14 protein-coding genes are annotated in these 16,997 nt (G+C 67.9%); 8 read left to right on the forward strand and 6 right to left on the reverse strand.

Going from position 1 to position 16,997, the window contains the following annotated elements; translation table 11 throughout:
* The first annotated feature begins 23 nt into the window (after positions 1-23).
* The 4 genes from E3T42_RS13460 to E3T42_RS13475 all read left to right on the forward strand — a co-directional run bounded on the left by E3T42_RS13460 (position 24) and on the right by E3T42_RS13475 (position 5,244).
* Positions 24-614 carry a DUF3000 domain-containing protein gene (locus E3T42_RS13460; RefSeq protein WP_134403141.1) on the forward strand — a complete coding sequence of 197 codons (591 nt, stop codon included), beginning with the start codon at positions 24-26 and terminating at the stop codon, positions 612-614.
* A complete protein-coding gene (locus E3T42_RS13465) occupies positions 607-1,803 on the forward strand; it encodes an HRDC domain-containing protein (RefSeq protein WP_134366738.1) in 1,197 nt (398 codons plus the stop codon). Before E3T42_RS13460 ends, E3T42_RS13465 begins: the two co-directional genes overlap by 8 nt.
* Positions 1,804-1,879: 76 nt before the next feature.
* Positions 1,880-3,085: a thiolase family protein gene (locus E3T42_RS13470; RefSeq protein ID WP_134403142.1), complete on the forward strand. Its 1,206-nt coding sequence runs from the start codon at positions 1,880-1,882 to the stop codon at positions 3,083-3,085.
* Positions 3,082-5,244: a 3-hydroxyacyl-CoA dehydrogenase NAD-binding domain-containing protein gene (locus E3T42_RS13475; RefSeq protein WP_134403143.1), complete on the forward strand. Its 2,163-nt coding sequence runs from the start codon at positions 3,082-3,084 to the stop codon at positions 5,242-5,244. Before E3T42_RS13470 ends, E3T42_RS13475 begins: the two co-directional genes overlap by 4 nt.
* Before the next feature lie 125 nt (positions 5,245-5,369).
* On the opposite strand, the gene dxs is transcribed toward E3T42_RS13475, so the two are convergent.
* The 5 genes from dxs to dut all read right to left on the reverse strand — a co-directional run bounded on the left by dxs (position 5,370) and on the right by dut (position 12,407).
* Positions 5,370-7,325, reverse strand: a complete 1,956-nt coding sequence (dxs, locus tag E3T42_RS13480) for a 1-deoxy-D-xylulose-5-phosphate synthase (RefSeq protein ID WP_134366741.1) — start codon at positions 7,323-7,325, stop codon at positions 5,370-5,372.
* Between the two features lie 119 nt (positions 7,326-7,444).
* Positions 7,445-10,270 (reverse strand): aconitate hydratase AcnA, encoded by a 2,826-nt coding sequence (acnA, locus tag E3T42_RS13485; RefSeq protein ID WP_370262476.1) that lies wholly within the window; start codon positions 10,268-10,270, stop codon positions 7,445-7,447.
* 222 nt (positions 10,271-10,492) lie between these two features.
* On the reverse strand, positions 10,493-11,296 hold the full coding sequence (locus E3T42_RS13490) for a DUF3159 domain-containing protein (RefSeq protein ID WP_134366743.1): 804 nt from the start codon (positions 11,294-11,296) through the stop codon (positions 10,493-10,495).
* Between the two features lie 11 nt (positions 11,297-11,307).
* Positions 11,308-11,937 carry a DUF3710 domain-containing protein gene (locus E3T42_RS13495; RefSeq protein WP_370262478.1) on the reverse strand — a complete coding sequence of 210 codons (630 nt, stop codon included), beginning with the start codon at positions 11,935-11,937 and terminating at the stop codon, positions 11,308-11,310.
* Positions 11,934-12,407: a dUTP diphosphatase gene (dut, locus tag E3T42_RS13500; protein ID WP_134366744.1), complete on the reverse strand. Its 474-nt coding sequence runs from the start codon at positions 12,405-12,407 to the stop codon at positions 11,934-11,936. The genes E3T42_RS13495 and dut overlap by 4 nt, the downstream gene beginning before the upstream one ends.
* Before the next feature lie 38 nt (positions 12,408-12,445).
* On the opposite strand from dut, the gene E3T42_RS13505 reads away from it, so the two are divergent.
* Positions 12,446-12,901 carry a DUF3093 domain-containing protein gene (locus E3T42_RS13505; protein WP_134366745.1) on the forward strand — a complete coding sequence of 152 codons (456 nt, stop codon included), beginning with the start codon at positions 12,446-12,448 and terminating at the stop codon, positions 12,899-12,901.
* 6 nt (positions 12,902-12,907) lie between these two features.
* Here E3T42_RS13505 and E3T42_RS13510 read toward each other — a convergent pair whose 3' ends face one another.
* Positions 12,908-13,201, reverse strand: a complete 294-nt coding sequence (locus tag E3T42_RS13510) for a DUF4193 domain-containing protein (protein WP_134363594.1) — start codon at positions 13,199-13,201, stop codon at positions 12,908-12,910.
* Positions 13,202-13,398: 197 nt separating this feature from the next.
* Here E3T42_RS13510 and sepH point away from each other — a divergent pair, with 197 nt between their 5' ends.
* From sepH to E3T42_RS13525, 3 genes are read left to right on the forward strand one after another with little or no spacing between them, the layout of a single operon-like run.
* Positions 13,399-14,667 (forward strand): septation protein SepH, encoded by a 1,269-nt coding sequence (gene sepH / locus E3T42_RS13515; protein WP_134366746.1) that lies wholly within the window; start codon positions 13,399-13,401, stop codon positions 14,665-14,667.
* Positions 14,668-14,703: 36 nt separating this feature from the next.
* Entirely contained in the window at positions 14,704-15,846 is a 1,143-nt protein-coding gene (locus E3T42_RS13520) for a winged helix DNA-binding domain-containing protein (RefSeq protein WP_134366747.1), read from the forward strand.
* A gap of 58 nt (positions 15,847-15,904) precedes the next feature.
* Complete coding sequence (locus E3T42_RS13525) at positions 15,905-16,888, forward strand: aromatic acid exporter family protein (protein WP_241976149.1); 984 nt, start codon at positions 15,905-15,907, stop codon at positions 16,886-16,888.
* The last annotated feature ends 109 nt before the right edge of the window (positions 16,889-16,997 follow it).

Consider the following 16,997-nt stretch of genomic DNA (forward strand, 5'->3'; position numbering starts at 1 on the left):
GGAAAAAACTCTAGTCTGCACACGTGCCCGAAACACAGGAAACGCTCCCCCCGGAGTTTGCCGCTGCCCTGACGTCGATTCGTCGCGCACGCATCCGGGCGGAACTCGTGGTGAACGAGATCACGGCCCCGGGAAGCCTGGCCCCACACGCGGTGGCATTCTCGGCCGACGTCACGCCGGCCCGCCACGGCGGCAACTCGGACCTGGGCACCGGTCGCTTCATCCTGCTGTACGACCCGGAGGAACCCGAGGCCTGGGGCGGACCCTTCCGTGTGGTCTGTTTTGCGCAGGCTCCCCTGGAGACGGACATCGGCCTGGACCCGTTCCTGGCCGAGGTCGCCTGGGCGTGGCTAGTCGATGCACTGGCCGCCCACGGAGCTCGGTATTCCGCGGCATCAGGCACGGCGACTAAGATTATTTCGTCAGGCTTCGGCGAACTTGCCAGGCAGGGCGATGGTGCGCAGATCGAACTGCGCGCCTCGTGGACGCCGCTGGACCACAATCTCGCCGCCCACGTCGAAGGATGGGGCGAGCTGCTCTGCATGCTCGCAGGCCTTCCCCCCACTGGCGAAGGAGTCAGCATGTTGTCCACACGCCGAACCGGTCGTGGCTGATCACACAGTGATCGACACGCGGGATGCCTACTTGACGGCGACCGCAGCCATTCGCGGCGGCACCGGACCGATCGGCATCGATGCCGAGCGCGCCTCCGGGTTCACGTACTCCCAGCGTGCCTACCTGATCCAGATCTTCCGCAGGGGTGCCGGCACCTTCCTGTTCGACCCGCCCGCGATCGGCGACTTCCGCGAACTCAACGAGGCCCTCGGCGGCGAGGAATGGATTTTCCACGCCGCGAGCCAGGACCTCGCCTGCCTGCGCGAGGTCGGCCTCGACCCGAAGCGCATCTTCGACACCGAGCTGGCCGCGCGCCTATTGGGCATTCCGAGGGTCGGTCTCGGCACAGTCGTTGAAGAGCTGCTCGGCATCCACCTGGCCAAGGAACATTCCGCCGCCAACTGGTCGACCCGGCCGCTGCCGGAAGCCTGGTTGGTGTACGGCGCGCTCGACGTCGAGTTGCTCCCCGATCTGCGTGACCGCATGACCGAGATGCTCGAAACGGACCTGAAAACCGACATCGCCGCCCAGGAATTCGCCGCCGTGCTCGCCCGCGAGGTCAAAGCCGTCAGCCCCGAACCCTGGCGGCGGCTCTCCGGCGTGCACTCGATCCGCGGCCAGCGAGGCCTTGCTGTGGCCCGCGAGCTCTGGCTCGCCCGCGACCGTCTGGCCCAGGAGCTCGACATCTCCCCCGGCCGGCTCGTACCGGACGCATCCCTGACCGCCGCCGCACGCGCGATGCCCGCGTCCAAACAGGCCCTCGCCGACCTCCGGGAGTTCAGCGGTCGTGCCAGCCGAAGCGAACTCGATCGCTGGTGGGGCGCCATCCTCGAGGGGGTGGCCTCGACCGACCTGCCCTCCCTGCGCGGCAACGCGGACCTGCTCCCGCCGCCGCGCGCCTGGGCCGATCGCAATCCGGAGGCCGACCTGCGCTACAAGGCCGCCCGCACTGCCCTGACCGAGGTCTCGGAACAGCTGGCGATCCCCCTCGAAAACCTGATCACGCCCGACTACGTGCGCCGGGTGGCCTGGACGCCGCCCGAGACCATCGACCCCGAATCCATCGGTGAGGCGCTCGGGAGGCTGGGCGCCCGCGCCTGGCAGATTGACGTGACTGCACAACGGATCGCCGATGCCTTTGTCGAAGTCCACCAAACGATCGAGGTCCCCCCGGAAACGGATTCGTAGAAACCGTCCAAGGATTCGACCCCCCTTCTGCTCCCCCTTAGGATCGACCGACACCTGATCGATTGATGGAGGCAAAGTGGCCGATAGAGCAGAAGTCGTGTTTGTGGACGGGGTTCGCACCCCGTTCGGACGCGCCGGCGAAAAGGGCATGTACTGGAACACCCGGGCGGATGATCTCGTGGTCAAGGCCATGATCGGGCTGCTTGAACGCAACCCGTCGGTCCCCGGGGAACGGATCGACGAGGTGGCGATCGCCGCCACCACCCAGACCGGCGACCAGGGACTCACCCTCGGCCGCACGGCGGCACTTCTCTCCGGACTGCCGAAGTCGGTACCCGGGTTCGCCATCGACCGGATGTGCGCGGGCGCCATGACCGCCGTCACCACCCTTGGCGCGGGAATCGGCTTCGGCGCCTACGACCTGGCCATCGCCGGCGGCGTCGAGCACATGGGTCGCCACCCGATGGGTTCCGGAGCAGACCCGAATCCGCGCTTCCTGCTCGAGCGGCTCGTCAGCGAAGACGCCCTCAACATGGGCGCCACGGCCGAGCGGCTCCATGACCGGTTCCCGTCGTACACCAAGGAGCGGTCCGACCGGTTCGCCCTGCGCAGCCAGCAGAAGGTCGCCGCAGCCTACGCCGCCGACAAGATCCAGCCCGACCTGGTGTCGGTGGCGATCCGGAGCGACGCCGGGTGGGGTCTCGCGACCCAGGACGAGGCTCCCCGCCCCGAGACTACGCTGGAGGGCCTCGCGTCCCTCAAGACCCCGTTCCGCCCCCACGGACGGGTCACGGCCGGCAACGCATCCGGGCTCAACGACGGCGCCAGCGCCTGCCTGCTCGCCAGCGGCAAGGCCGCCAAGGACCTCGGCCTGACCGTCAAGATGAAAATGGTCAGCTTCGCCTTCGCCGGCGTCGAACCGGAAGTCATGGGCCTCGGCCCCGTCCCCTCCACCGAGAAGGCGCTGCGCAAGGCAGGCCTGAGCATCACCGACATCGGCCTGTTCGAGCTCAACGAGGCCTTCGCCGTTCAGGTCATCTCGTTCCTCGACCACTTCGGCATCGACGACCAGGACCCGCGGGTGAACGAGTACGGCGGCGCGATCGCCATCGGACACCCGCTCGCCTCCTCCGGCGTGCGCCTGATGAACCAGCTCGCACGCCAGTTCAGCGAGCACCCGGAGGTCCGCTACGGTCTGACGGCCATGTGCATCGGCCTCGGCCAGGGCGGCACCGTGATTTGGGAGAACCCGAACTTCAACCGGAAGGCAAGCAAGCGATGAGCAACTATTCAGAACTCGATTTCACCCCGCTGGTCGCGCTGTCGGCCGATGAGGTCGTCACCCACTCCTACGTGCGGGATGTCCCACTGTCCGGGGGCAGGACCCTGGCGCTCGTCACGCTCGACAACGGCAGGGACCACACCCGTCCGAACACCCTCGGCCCGGTCACCCTGCTCGAGTTCGGCATGACGATGGACCTGCTCCGGGAGCGTGCCGCCCTCGGCGACATCCACGGTGTGGCCGTCACCGGCAAGCCGTTCTACCTCGCCGCCGGCGCCGACCTGAGCAAGGTCAGCGAGATCCCGTCGCTCGCGACGGGCAAGCTGCTGGCCCAGCTGGGCCATTACGCGCTGGGCAAGCAGGCCGAACTGGGCGTTCCCTCCTTCGTGTTCATCAACGGGATGGCCCTGGGAGGCGGGCTCGAAATCGCCCTGAACGCCGACTTCCGCACCGTCGACGCCACCGCTCCGGCGATCGGGCTGCCCGAGGTCTCACTCGGGCTGATCCCGGGTTGGGGCGGCTCGTACCTGCTGCCCAACCTGATCGGCATCGAGAACGCGCTCAAGGTGATCATCGAAAATCCGCTCAAGCACCGCGTGCTCAAGGCCGCGGATGCCCTCGAGCTCGGCATCGCCGACGTGCAGTTCGACTCGGCCATGTTCCTCGAACAGTCCATCAAATGGGCCGACGGGGTCATCTCCGGCACCATCAAGGTCGCCCGGCCCAACCTGCCCGGCAAGGTCGAGCGGCTCGTGAAATGGGACGTCGCCGTCGGCATCGCGCGCAAGATGCTCGAGAGCCGCATCGGCACCGTCGCACGGTCGCCCTACATCGCCCTCGATCTCGTCAAGGCCGCCAAGAGCGGCACCCGCCAGGAGGGATTCGAACGCGAGGACGATTCCCTCGCCGAGCTCATCGCCGGCGACCAGCTGCAGGCCAGCATCTACGCCTTCAACCTGGTGCAGAAGCGGGCCAAGCGGCCGGCCGGAGCTCCGGACAAGGCCCTCGCCCGCCCGATCAAGAAGGTGGGCGTCATCGGCGCCGGGCTGATGGCCAGCCAGTTCGCCTTGCTCTTCGTGCGTCGGCTGCGGGTGCCTGTAGTCATCACCGACCTCGACCAGGCCAGGGTCGACAAGGGTGTGGCCTACATCCACGGCGAGATCCTCGCCCTCGAGACCAAGAAGCGCATCTCCTCCGACGAGGCGAACCGGCTCCGCGCCCTGGTCACCGGCACCACGGACAAGGCTCAGTTCGCCGACGCCGACTGGGTGATCGAGGCCGTGTTCGAGGAGCTCGGCGTGAAGCAGGACGTCTTCGCGGAGATCGAGAAGCACATCTCCCCCGACGCGATCCTGGCCACCAACACCTCGTCGCTCTCGGTCGAACAGATCGGTGCGAAGCTGGCCCACCCGGAACGCCTGGTCGGCTTCCACTTCTTCAACCCGGTGGCCGTCATGCCGCTGATCGAGGTAGTGAACACACCCGAGACCAACGACGTCACCCTGTCGACGGCGATGGTCGTCGCGGCCAAGCTCCGCAAGAACGCGGTCATCACCCGGGACACCCCCGGGTTCGTGGTCAACCGGCTGCTGGCTAAGCTGCTCGGCGAGGCCATGCACGCCGTCGACACCGGCACCTCGTTCGAGGTCGTCGACGGGTCCCTGGCCAAGTTCGGGATGCCGATGACCCCGTTCGAGCTGCTCGAACTCGTTGGCCTCAAGGTCGGCGCCCACGTGCTGGACACCCACCACGCCGCCTTCCCCGACCGGTTCTTCGAGAGCGAGAACCTGCACCGGCTGGCCGAGCACGGCACCGTCATCGAGCGGGACGCCAAGGGCAAGGCCAAGGGCTTCGACAAGGGCGCGATCAAGATCGTCGCGGGCGGAACCGCCCCTATGACCGGCGAGCAGATCCTGCGCCGGGTCGAGGACGGCCTCGCGGACGAGATCAAGCGGATGCTGGACGACGGCGTCGTGCACGCGGCCGAGGACATCGACCTGTGCATGATCCTCGGCGCCAACTGGCCGTTCCAGATGGGCGGGGTGACCCCGTATCTCGACCGTGTCGGTGCGAGCGAGCGGGTCTTCGGCGGCACCTTCCACACGCCGCTGATTCGCGGCGTCGGGGCAGCCCCGGTGCAGTCCGCCGTCCGCGAGTAACCCGGCAGTCGCGGTTCACCGAGCCGTGAGCTTTACCGCTTTTCAGGCCGGAAAACCCCGCCGAACTCACGGTTCGGCGGGGTTTTTCGCGCTCCGGGGTCAGTCAGGACCGGGGGCAGCCGGGGTCAGTCCTGGCCGGCCCGGTTCGCGGGGATGCTGCCGCTGTCGGTACGATCTGACGGCAGAGCCCGGGCATGCGGGATCTTGCTGCCCAGGACCATTGCGACGACGTCGCGGGCGATGTGCTGGGGGGTGAGTCCCACCCGTTCGAGAATCTCGGCGCGCGTGCCGTGGTCGAGGAACTCGTCCGGCAGGCCGAGCTCGGTCACGGCCGTGTCCACGCCCGCCTCGCGCAGGTCCTGACGGATGCGCGTGCCGATGCCGCCGACCCGGATGCCGTCCTCGATGCTGACCACGATCCGGTGCTCCGCGGCCAGGGAGATGATGCTCCGGGGCACCGGCACGACCCAGCGCGGGTCGACAACCGTGGCGCCGATGCCCTGGGCCGCCAGCCGCTCCGCCACATCCAGGCCCATGGCCGCCATCGGGCCCACGGTGACGATCAGGACATCTTTCTGGGCCGTTTCAAGCAGCACGTCGACCCCGTCGTCCAGCCGCCGCACGGCGTCGAGGGGGGCGCTGACGCTCCCCTTCGGGAACCGCAGCACGGTGGGCGCATCGTCGACCGCGACGGCCTCCTCGAGCTCCTCGCACAGGCGAACCGAGTCGCGGGGCGCGGCGAGACGGATGCCCGGCACCACCTGCAGGATGGCCAGGTCCCAGATTCCGTGGTGGCTGGGACCGTCCGGTCCGGTGACCCCGGCCCGGTCGAGAACGAATGTCACGCCCGCCTGGTGCAGGGCGACATCCATCAGGACCTGGTCGAACGCCCGGTTGACGAACGTGGCATACAGGGCGACGACCGGGTGCAGGCCGCCGAACGCGAGCCCGGCGGCACTGGCCACGGCGTGCTGCTCCGCGATGCCCACGTCGTGCACCCGGGCGGGGAAACGCTCCGCCATCTTGTGCAGGCCCGTGGGGCGCAGCATCGCCGCGGTGATGCCGACGATCTTCGGCTGCAGGGTGGCCAGCCGCAGCAGCTCGTCGGCGAAGACGGACGTCCAGGACGGCGCGCTGGAGAATTCGGTGGATTCCCCCGTCTCCGGGTCGATCTGCCCGACCGCGTGGAACTGGTCCGCGACGTCCTGGACGGCCGGGTCGTAGCCCTTGCCCTTCTGGGTGATGGCGTGCACGATCACGGGCGCGCCGTAGCCCTTCGCTTGCCGCAGGGCCTCGATCATGGCCTGCAGGTCGTGGCCGTCGACCGGTCCGATGTACTTGATGTCGAGGTTCGAGTAGAGGGCCTCGTTGTTGGAGAACCGGGCCAGGAAGCCGTGCATGCCGCCGCGAACGCCGCGGAAGAACGCCCGCGCCGGCGCCCCCATCCGCTCGAAGGCCTGGCGGCTGGTCAGGTAGGCGCTGTGGTACGCCTGCCGGGTGCGCACCGTGTTGAGGAACCGCGCCATTCCGCCGATGGTGGGCGCGTACGAGCGCCCGTTGTCGTTGACGATGATGATCAGCCGGCGCGTGTTGTCGTCGCTGATGTTGTTGAGCGCCTCCCAGGTCATGCCGCCGGTGAGGGAACCGTCGCCGACGACGGCGATGACGTTGCGGTCGCTCTGCCCCGTCATCTCGAACGCGCGGGAGATGCCGTCGGCCCAGGAGAGGGAGCTGGACGCGTGCGAGCTCTCCACGATGTCGTGCACGGATTCCCGGCGCTGGGGGTAGCCGGCCAGGCCGCCGGACTGGCGCAGCCCGCTGAAGTCCTGGCGGCCGGTGAGCAGCTTGTGCACATAGGACTGGTGCCCGGTGTCGAAGACGATCGCGTCCCTGGGCGAGTCGAAGACCCGGTGCATGGCGATGGTCAGCTCGACGACGCCGAGGTTGGGCCCCAGATGGCCGCCGGTCTTCGAGATCTCGCGCACGAGGAATTCCCGCACCTCGGCCGCGAGCTGGACCAGTTCATCCTTCGAAAGACCGTCAAGGTCCCTGGGTCCGGAGATCGTGTCCAGCAGTGCCATCGTTAACACCTTTCGCGTTGCGCCATCCGCCGCCAAAAAAAAGAAACCGGCGCATAGATTCGGTCAGACCGAGTCTACGCGCCGGTTTCGAGAGCCAGCCGAAAGCCGACTCAGGGAGGCTACGCGACCAGCGAACGCAGCACGTACTGCAGGATGCCGCCGTTGCGGTAGTAGTCGGCCTCACCCGGGGTGTCGATGCGGACGACCGCGTCGAACTCGACCGTCGCTTTGCCGGCCGGCGACTGCTCGCTCGGCACGGCCGTGACGTGGACCGTCTTCGGGGTGGTGCCGTTGTTCAGCTCGTCGAGCCCGGTGATCGTGACGACCTCCGTGCCGTCCAGGCCGAGCGTCGCCCAGCTCTGCCCCGCGTGGAACTGCAGCGGAACGACGCCCATCCCGATCAGGTTGGAGCGGTGGATGCGCTCGAAGCTCTCCGTGATGACGGCCTTCACCCCGAGGAGGCTCGTGCCCTTGGCAGCCCAGTCACGAGACGAACCCGAGCCGTACTCCTTGCCGCCGAAGATGACCAGCGGCGTGCCCTGGGCCTGGTAGTTCTGGGCGGCGTCGTAGATGAACGCCTGCGGAGCCCCGTCGACGGTGAAGTCGCGGGTGTAGCCGCCCTCGACGCCGTCAAGCAGCTGGTTGCGCAGACGGATGTTCGCGAAGGTTCCGCGAATCATGATCTCGTGGTTGCCGCGGCGCGAGCCGTAGGAGTTGAAGTCCCCACGTTCGACGCCGTGCTCGAGCAGGTAGGCGCCGGCCGGGCTGTCCGCCTTGATCGAACCGGCGGGGCTGATGTGGTCGGTCGTGACCGAGTCACCCAGTTTGGCCAGAACGCGGGCGCCGACGATGTCGACCACCGGGGTGGTCTCCATGGTCATGCCCTCGAAGTACGGGGGCTTCCGCACATACGTGGACTCGGGGTCCCACTCGAAGACCTCGCTGTTCGGCGTCGGCAGGGAGCGCCAGCGCTCGTCGCCCTCGAAGACGCCGCCGTACTGCTTCGTGAACATGGCGGTGTCGATCGAGCTGTCGATCGTGGCCTGCACCTCGGCGGAGTCAGGCCAGATGTCCTTGAGGAACACCTCGTTGCCGTCTGAACCGGTGCCGAGGGAATCCGTCTCGAAGTCGAAGTTCATCGAACCCGCGAGGGCGTAGGCGATGACCAGCGGCGGGCTCGCCAGGTAGTTCATCTTGACGTCGGGGCTGATCCGGCCCTCGAAGTTGCGGTTGCCCGAGAGCACCGCGGTGACGGCGAGATCGTTCTCGTTGATCGCGGCCGTGACCTCGTCAATCAGCGGACCGGTGTTGCCGATGCAGACCGTGCAGCCGTAGCCGACGGTGTAGAAGCCGAGGGCCTCCAGGTCGCCGGTGAGGCCGGCCTTCTCGTAGTAGTCGGTGACGACCTTCGACCCCGGAGCCAGAGTGGTCTTGACCCACGGCTTGCTGGTCAGGCCCTTCTTGACCGCGTTGCGGGCGAGCAGGCCCGCGGCGAGCATGACGCTCGGGTTGGACGTGTTCGTGCACGACGTGATGGCCGCGACGGCGACCGCTCCGTGGTCGAGCGTGTAGCTCGCGCCGGCCTCCGTGGTGATGGCGACGGGGCGCGACACGCTGACCGGGGCGTGGCTCACGTGGCTGTGCGAGACCACGTGGTCGAGGTTCTCGTCCTCGGCGGTGAAACCGATCGGGTCCGAGGCCGGGAACGACGCTTCGACGGCAGCGTCCACCACGGTCAGATCCTGGGTCGCGTAGCTCTGGAGGTCCAGTTCGAACTGCGACTTCGCCTCACTGAGGATGACGCGGTCCTGCGGGCGCTTCGGGCCGGCGATCGACGGGACGACGGTGCCGAGGTCGAGCTCGAGGTACTCGCTGAAGGCGGGCTCCTTGTCGGCGTCGTGCCAGAGGCCCTGCAGCTTCGAGTAGGCCTCGACCAGCGCGACCTGCTCTTCGCTGCGACCGGTGAGGCGCAGGTAGTCCAGGGTGACGTCGTCGATCGGGAACATGGCGGCCGTCGAGCCGAACTCGGGGCTCATGTTTCCGATGGTGGCGCGGTTGGCCAGGGGCACCTGGGCGACGCCCGCACCGTAGAACTCGACGAACTTGCCGACGACGCCGTGCTTGCGCAGGATCTGGGTGATGGTGAGCACGACGTCCGTCGCGGTCACGCCGGTCGGGATGGAGCCGTTGAGCTTGAAACCGACCACCTTGGGGATGAGCATGGAGATCGACTGGCCGAGCATGGCGGCCTCGGCCTCGATGCCGCCCACGCCCCAGGCGAGCACGCCCAGGCCGTTGACCATGGTCGTGTGCGAGTCGGTGCCGACGCAGGTGTCGGGGTAGGCCTGCAGCACCTCGGTGCCTGCGGCATCCGTGACCGTGCGGGTCATGGTGACCCGGGCCAGGTACTCTAGGTTGACCTGGTGCACGATGCCGGTTCCCGGGGGCACGACCTTGAAGTCGTTGAACGCGGTCTGACCCCAGCGCAGGAACTGGTAGCGCTCGCCGTTGCGCTCGTACTCGATCTCGACGTTGCGCTCGAGGGCGTCGGCGGTGCCGAACAGGTCCGCGATGACGGAGTGGTCGATGACGAGCTCGGCCGGAGCGAGCGGGTTGATCTTCTTCGGGTCGCCGCCGAGTTCGGCGACGGCCTCACGCATGGTGGCGAGGTCGACGATGCAGGGAACACCGGTGAAGTCCTGCATCACCACGCGTCCGGGCGTGAACTGGATCTCGGTGTCGGGCTCCGCCGTGGGGACCCACTCGCCCAGGGCGCGGATATGCGCCTCGGTGATGTTGGCGCCGTCCTCGGTGCGGAGAAGATTCTCCAGAAGCACCTTCAGGCTGAACGGCAACTTCTCGTAGCCCTTGACCGCGTCGAGACGAAAGACCTCATAGTCCGTCGAACCGACACGCAGGGTGTCCTTGGCTCCAAAACTGTTCACTACCGCGTTATTCAGTGCAGACACGATGCCCTCTCCTTCGTGGAAACCGACGGAAAACCGCCCGCAATCCCCAATCCTGACGACCGGACGCCTGCCGCTGCCAGTAAGGGTTACCTAACCGGCAGTCCGCGCCCGGGCGATGCTCATCACCAAACTATCTTGACGTAGAGATAACTCTAGCGTCGTATCCGTCACGTGCGTGCCGTTTACCCCCGCGTGGCGTCACTTTTTCGCGTCGTCGTCCGCCGCGCGGTAGACCGATCGCACCATCAGCCACGAGATCACCAGAAGGGGCGCATACAGAGGGATGCCCATCAGGAGCTTCGCCGCGCCGAGCCACTCCACATTCCCGGAGAAGTACAGGGGAAGCTGCACAGCCAGGCGCACGGCGAAGAGTCCGGCCCAGCACAGGGTGAGGATCGTCAGGACACGGCGTTTGGACGCGTGGGCCCGCCACGACACCCCGTCCCCCATCAGGAACCCGACCGCCAGTCCCACCAGGGGCCAGCCGACCAGCGCCGAGATCAGCAGGGCCGCCCCGTAGGCGCCGTTGGTCCAGAAACCCGGAAGGTAGAAGTCCTCCGCTTTGCCGGTGAAGAGTGCCAGTACGGCGCTGACGATCAGGCCGACCAGTCCGCCGACGGCGGGCGTCACCGTCTGCCGCACGAGTCGCCGGGCAACGATGAAGGCCGCCCCGATCGCGACCGGGGCGATCAGTGCGGGGATGAGCTGACGGATGAAGGTGTAGGTGATCAGGAAGACGAGCCCGGGAATAACCGCTTCCACCAGCCCACGGATGCCGCCCATCGCCGCGAGCAGGGCGCGACCGCTGATCGGCTCGCCCTCGGCGGCCGGAGTGAAACCGGCCCGCCGCGCGGCCGCGGCCATGCCCTCGGCGAAGACAGCGGATGCCTCGGAACCGCCGGACGTGCCGTCGTTCCGCGCGGCGGGGGCGTCGGGTGCGGGGGTGTCCGGCGCAGGGGCCTCGGGTGCAGGGGCGTCGGGTTGTTCCGGTGCGTCCGTCATACGAGCGTCCCTCAGGCGTTGCCCGGCTCGGGCGCGCCAGCCGGGGTGGCCGGCATCCGCAGCGGAATGAGGTCACGGGGCGGCATCGGCGCCGACCCGCGCACGACGACGATGCTGCGGAACAGGTCTTCGATCTGGCTCGCGGCTTCGGCATTGACGGCGCCTTCCCCGGCGATCACGCCGCGGAGGAACCAGCGTGGGCCGTCGACGCCGATGAACCGGGCCAGCCGGCTCGTCTCGCCGGTGCCCAGTCCGGCGGCAACCGGGATCTCGGCCACGAGTTCGGGGCCGAACGGTCCCTCGCGCAGCGTCGTGGTGCCGCCCTGCTTGCCGATCTGGTCGGCGATCTGGTCGCGGATCTCGTTCCACAGGCCGCTGGAGCGCGGGGCGGCGAACGGCTGCACCTGCAGGGTGGACCCGGCGTAGTCGAGCCCGATGGCCACCACGCGCTTGCTGCCCTCTTCGATTTCGAGCCGGAGGTGGAGTCCCTCCCGGGGCAGGATCTTGACGCCACCGAGGTCGACGTAGGGCCGGACCGGGTTGGCCTCCACCTCGTCGAGCGGGCCCTCGGTCGCGCGGTCCTCCGGAGCTGACTTGGCCGTGGCTCCGGGGAATTCGTCCGAGTTCGCTATGTCGCTCACTGGTTGTCTCCTGACGTATCGGTTCCAGTGATGTGCTGGGTGAGGCCGGTCGAGCCGAATCCGCCTTCGCCGCGCTGACTGCCCGGAAGGCGGTCGACCGGGATGAAAGTGGCCCGGGATACCGGCACGACGATGAGCTGGGCGATGCGGTCGCCGACCGCGATCGTGTGCGGCTCGGCCAGATCGGTGTTCAGCAGCGCGACCTTGATCTCGCCGCGATAGCCGGCATCCACCGTGCCCGGCGCGTTGACGATGGTGATGCCGTGCTTGACGGCGAGTCCGCTGCGGGGAACGACGAAGGCCGCGTAGCCGTCGGGAAGGGCGATCGAGACGCCCGTGCCGACCAGGGCACGCTGACCGGGAGCCAGGACCAGGGCCTGGGAGGAATGAAGATCCGCTCCCGCATCACCCGGATGCGCGTAACTCGGGAGGACGGACGCGGTAATCAGGACTTCGACGCTTTCTGCCACGTGTCGAGGCTAGTGCAGAAGTCTGATCGAATAGAGCCATGCCTGAATATCGCGAAAAACTGTGGGCCCCTCCCGCGCCGTACCTTGCCACCGCACTGATCATCCCCGCGAGCATCCTCGTCTTCGCGCCGATATCCATGCTCGCCGGAATCCTCATCGCCATCGGTTTGTATGCCGCCTGCGTGGCCGGGTTGCTTCTCTCGGCGCCGGTGGTCGAAGTGCGCCAGGGCGAACTGTCCGCCGGCCGCGCGCGCATCTCGACCGATCTCCTCGGCGAGGCGCAGGCCTTCGACGGAGACGACGCCGTCCTGGAGCGCGGGCGCAACCTCAATGCGCGCGCCTGGCTGCTCATCCGCGGCTGGATCCGCCCCGTCGTGCGCATCCCCATCGTGGATGCCACCGATCCGGCGCCGTACTGGCTCGTGTCGACCCGCCACCCACAGAAATTGGCCGCCGCGATCAATGGATCACGACGGCCAGCGTCCAGCATCTAAGCGCGTTTAGGAGTCGCACTCCAGGCAAACCGGGCCGAGCTTGGTCTCGTGCGACATCTGCGAACGGTGCTTCACGAGGAAGCACTCGACGCAGGTGAACTCGTCGGCCTGCGGGGGCAGGACAACGACATCGAGGTCGAGGTCGGACAGATCGGCGCCGGGAAGGTCGAACCCACCGGGGTTGTCCGAGTCGTCGACATCTACGACACCGGACATCTTGTCGGGTACGCGCTCCTTGAGGGCCTCAATCGACTCAGAGTCGTCTTCGGTCTTCCGTGGTGCGTCGTAATCGGTTGCCATACCCATCCATTTCAGTTACGCCGAGAAACGATTTCGGCGGCCATAGTTTCCAACAATCCGGGCGGAATAGCAAACTACGCGCCGAGTCTTTTCTTCGGCACAGTTGTCAACTTGCGGCACGCCCGGCGTATTCCCCGAATATTCGGGTTTTACATGGCAGTCTTGGCTGCACTAGTGATCGCGAGAGGGCTTTCAACATGCAGGAATTGAAAGTTATTGGAGTCGAGAACGGTGCGCTGCTCGCAGCGTCAGAGGAGGGCGACCGTTTTCGGATCCCCATCGATGAAGTTCTCCAGTCCAGGCTTCGCCAAACCCAGACGGAATCCACGGCCGGCACGAAGCTGAGCCCGCGGGAAGTGCAGGCCCACATCAGGGCCGGCATGTCCGCGGAGGACGTGGCCACCGTGACGGGCGCCTCCATCGACTTCGTGCGCCGTTTCGAGGGCCCGGTCGTCGCCGAACGCGAGTACATCGTGTCCTGCGCGCTCGGAGTGCCCGTGCACACGGCCATCGACCCGGACCCGATCGAGGGCGGGGCGAATTTCGGCACCGTCATCCGGGAGCGCCTCGCGTCGCTCGGCGCCACGAATGAGCGCTGGGCCAGCTGGAAAGAGCCCGGCGCCGGCTGGATCGTGAAACTCGCGTTCACCGCCGACGACATCGACCACGACGCCCGCTGGGGCTTCGAACCGAAGAAGAACTCCCTCTCCCCCGTCGGCAACGAGGCCATCGCGCTCTCCCAGCAGGGCGAACTCAAGGGTGCCTTGATTCCCCGCCTGCGCGCGGTCGGCGCCGAGACGAGCCTGGCCGATGTGTCACGGTTCGACAGCGGCGCCTTCACCTTCAAGGAATCACTGGCCGACGAACTGCTCAACGACACCGCACCGCTCCTGGACCCGATTCCGTACTCCCGATCGGCCGGCACGACGGATGCCGTCTCCCGGGCGGCCATCAAGCGCGCCGACGAACCACCCCAGAGCATGAGCGAGACCGCGGACCTGTTGGAGTCCCTGCGCCGCCGCCGCGGCGAACGCGAAGCCGCGGCTTTCGAAAGCACCAACACCGAGAGCACGCTCAGCAACGGCGTGGGACAGGCCTCCGCCGCGGGGATCCATCTCGTGGACCAGACCGTCGACCGAACCGTCACCCCCGCCGCGGACTCGCCCGCTGCCGGCAACCGGTCCGCGTCTGCGCGCAACCTCTGGTCGACCCAGGCGGCCGCCGGCCAGGCGGCCACGAACCAGACCTCCCCCGGGGCGGCCTCGTCCGGATCGGCGCCGGCCGGAGTGACCCCCGCCGGATTGACCCCTGCCGGATTGACACCTGCCGGATTGAGCCCCGCCCGTTCGACCCCTGCCACACCGCCGGCCCGCTCCACCGGGGCCGCCGGAAAACGTGGACGCGCCTCCATGCCCAGCTGGGACGAGATCGTCTTCGGCGCCCGCACGGACGACGACCTGCCCTAACCGGCAGTCGCGGGGCATCCGTCGCATACTGGGCTCATGGCGACGCGAGCCTCCCGCACCGATGTCATCCGGATGCGTTTGGGATGCCACGGGCTCTCCGGGCCCGCACTCTCGAACCCCGGGGCGGTCGCTGGACGGATGCTGGCCGTGCAGGCCCAGGACTATCGGGCCGGCCTGTGGGCGATCGGTGTTCGGGTGCCCGGATCGACGGTCTCCGACGTCGCGCGGGCGATCGACACGGCGGTGCTCGTGCGCTCCTGGCCCCTGCGCGGCACCCTTCATTTCGTCCCCGCTCCTGACCTGCACTGGATGCTGGGCCTCAGCGCGCCCCGGGTGCTCGCCGGAATGCGCACGCGGCGAGCACAGCTCGGCCTCGACGACTCCGCGATCGAAGGCGCACGCACCGTTGCCCTCGACTCGCTCTCCGGCGGTCGCGAGTTGACGCGAGCGGGCTTCCTCGCGGCACTCGAAGCGCAGGGGATCTCCACCGGAGGCCAGCGCGGCTACCACCTGGTGGCGAACCTCGCCCTCACCGGGACTCTCTGCTGGGGCAGGCACACCGGTACGGCGCAAACACTCGTGCTCCTGGACGAGTGGGTGCCCTCACCCCGTCGGCTCGAGCACGACGAAGCCCTGGGAGAACTCACGACCCGCTACTTCCGTGGGCATGGCCCGGCCACGGCGAAGGATCTGGCCTGGTGGTCCCAGCTGACCCTGGCCGACATCCGGATCGGACTCGGGGTGGCGAGGAAGGACCTGATCGAAATCGATCTGGGCGGCGTGACCCATTTTCTGGCGGCCTCGGCCGAGGCCGGCCTTCCCGGTTCCGCGCCGCAGCGGCGCTCGACCGTGTTCGCCCTGCCCGGCTTCGACGAGTATCTGCTCGGGTACCGCGGTCGCAGTGTCGTTGTCCCCGACGACCGTTTTCCGCTCCTGGTTCCCGGTCGCAATGGCATCTTCCTGCCGCTGATCCTCTCCGACGGCCGGGTGGTCGGAACCTGGCGCACCGAGACCACGCCGCGAGGAGTCTGGGTCGAGGCTGCACCCTTCGAGACCATGACGCCGCGGCAATGGGCCGGCTTCGAGCGGGCGATCGATGACTATGCTCGGTTCTCCGGGCGGCCGGTGACCATCCGGCCCGGTCGCGGCGCCCCGGACCCGGTGGTTCCGCTAACCTGAGCACGTGAGGATTACTGCCCGGTTGCGATCCGAAAGCCGGATTCCCCTTCTCCAGGCCGTGAAGACATCCGTCGCCGTTGCGCTCGGCTGGATCCTGTCGCAGGCTCTCCTGCAGACCGAGTTGCCGATCTTCGCCGCGATCGCGGCCCTGCTGGTGGTGCAACCGAACATCAACCAGACCCTCGGCCGCGCGGTCGAACGCAGTCTCGGCGTCATCGGCGGAGTGCTCATCGCCTACGCCGTCGGCATCGCCTTTGGGGAGTCCAGCTGGATCGTGCTGGCGGCGATTATCTTCTGCATCATGCTCGCCTGGGCGCTGCGCCTGGCTCCGAGCTCGGCGAGCCAGATCCCGATCAGTGCCATGCTGGTGCTCTCGCTCGGGGCTTCCACGCCCGAGTACGCGCGGGACCGGATCATCGAGACCATCATCGGGGCCGCGGCCGCACTGGTCGTCAACGCCCTGATCGTGCCGCCCGTGCTCCTGAGCCCGGCACACGATGCCGTCGTGCGGCTGGGCCGCGAAGTCGCCGACACGCTCGACCGGATCGTGGACGCCCTTCGTTTTCCGCAGCAGGCCGGCCAGATCGAAGAGATGATGATCAAGGCCCGCCTGCTCCGCCCCATGCTGGAGAAGGCGGAGAAGGCGATCAAGCAGGCCGAGGAGAGCCTCACCCTCAATCCGCGGCACGGGGTGCACCGGCGGCTGCTGGACGTCGACGAGGAGTTCTACAACCGCTTGATGGCGCTGGTCACGCGCACCATCGGGATGACGCGCGCGCTCCGTGACCACTACGACCATTCGCTGCACCTGGAACCGACCGTGCTGGCGATCACCGTCGAACTCAGCCGGGCCGCCCACGACCTCCGGCTACTGGCCGAGCACGTCGACCACCCGGGTCAGACGCCGGTGAACCCGGTCGTGGAGCCGCCGGCCCTGACGGAGCCCCTGGTCATCTTCACGCCGCATCCGCAGCACTGGATCCTGATCGGGTCACTGATGGAGGACCTGCGCCGCGTGCGCGAGGAGATCAAGGGCGAGTAGCGGGCGCAACACCAGCCGCTGCCCCGGCCCGATCACCTATCGAATCCGCCTCACTGTCGCTAGGGTGACATCGCTACGGCGACACGGTCGGACCGTCGATCCGGTCGGC

Source organism: Cryobacterium sp. TMT4-10 (genome assembly GCF_004403275.1).
In the GTDB taxonomy this organism is placed as follows: domain Bacteria; phylum Actinomycetota; class Actinomycetes; order Actinomycetales; family Microbacteriaceae; genus Cryobacterium; species Cryobacterium shii.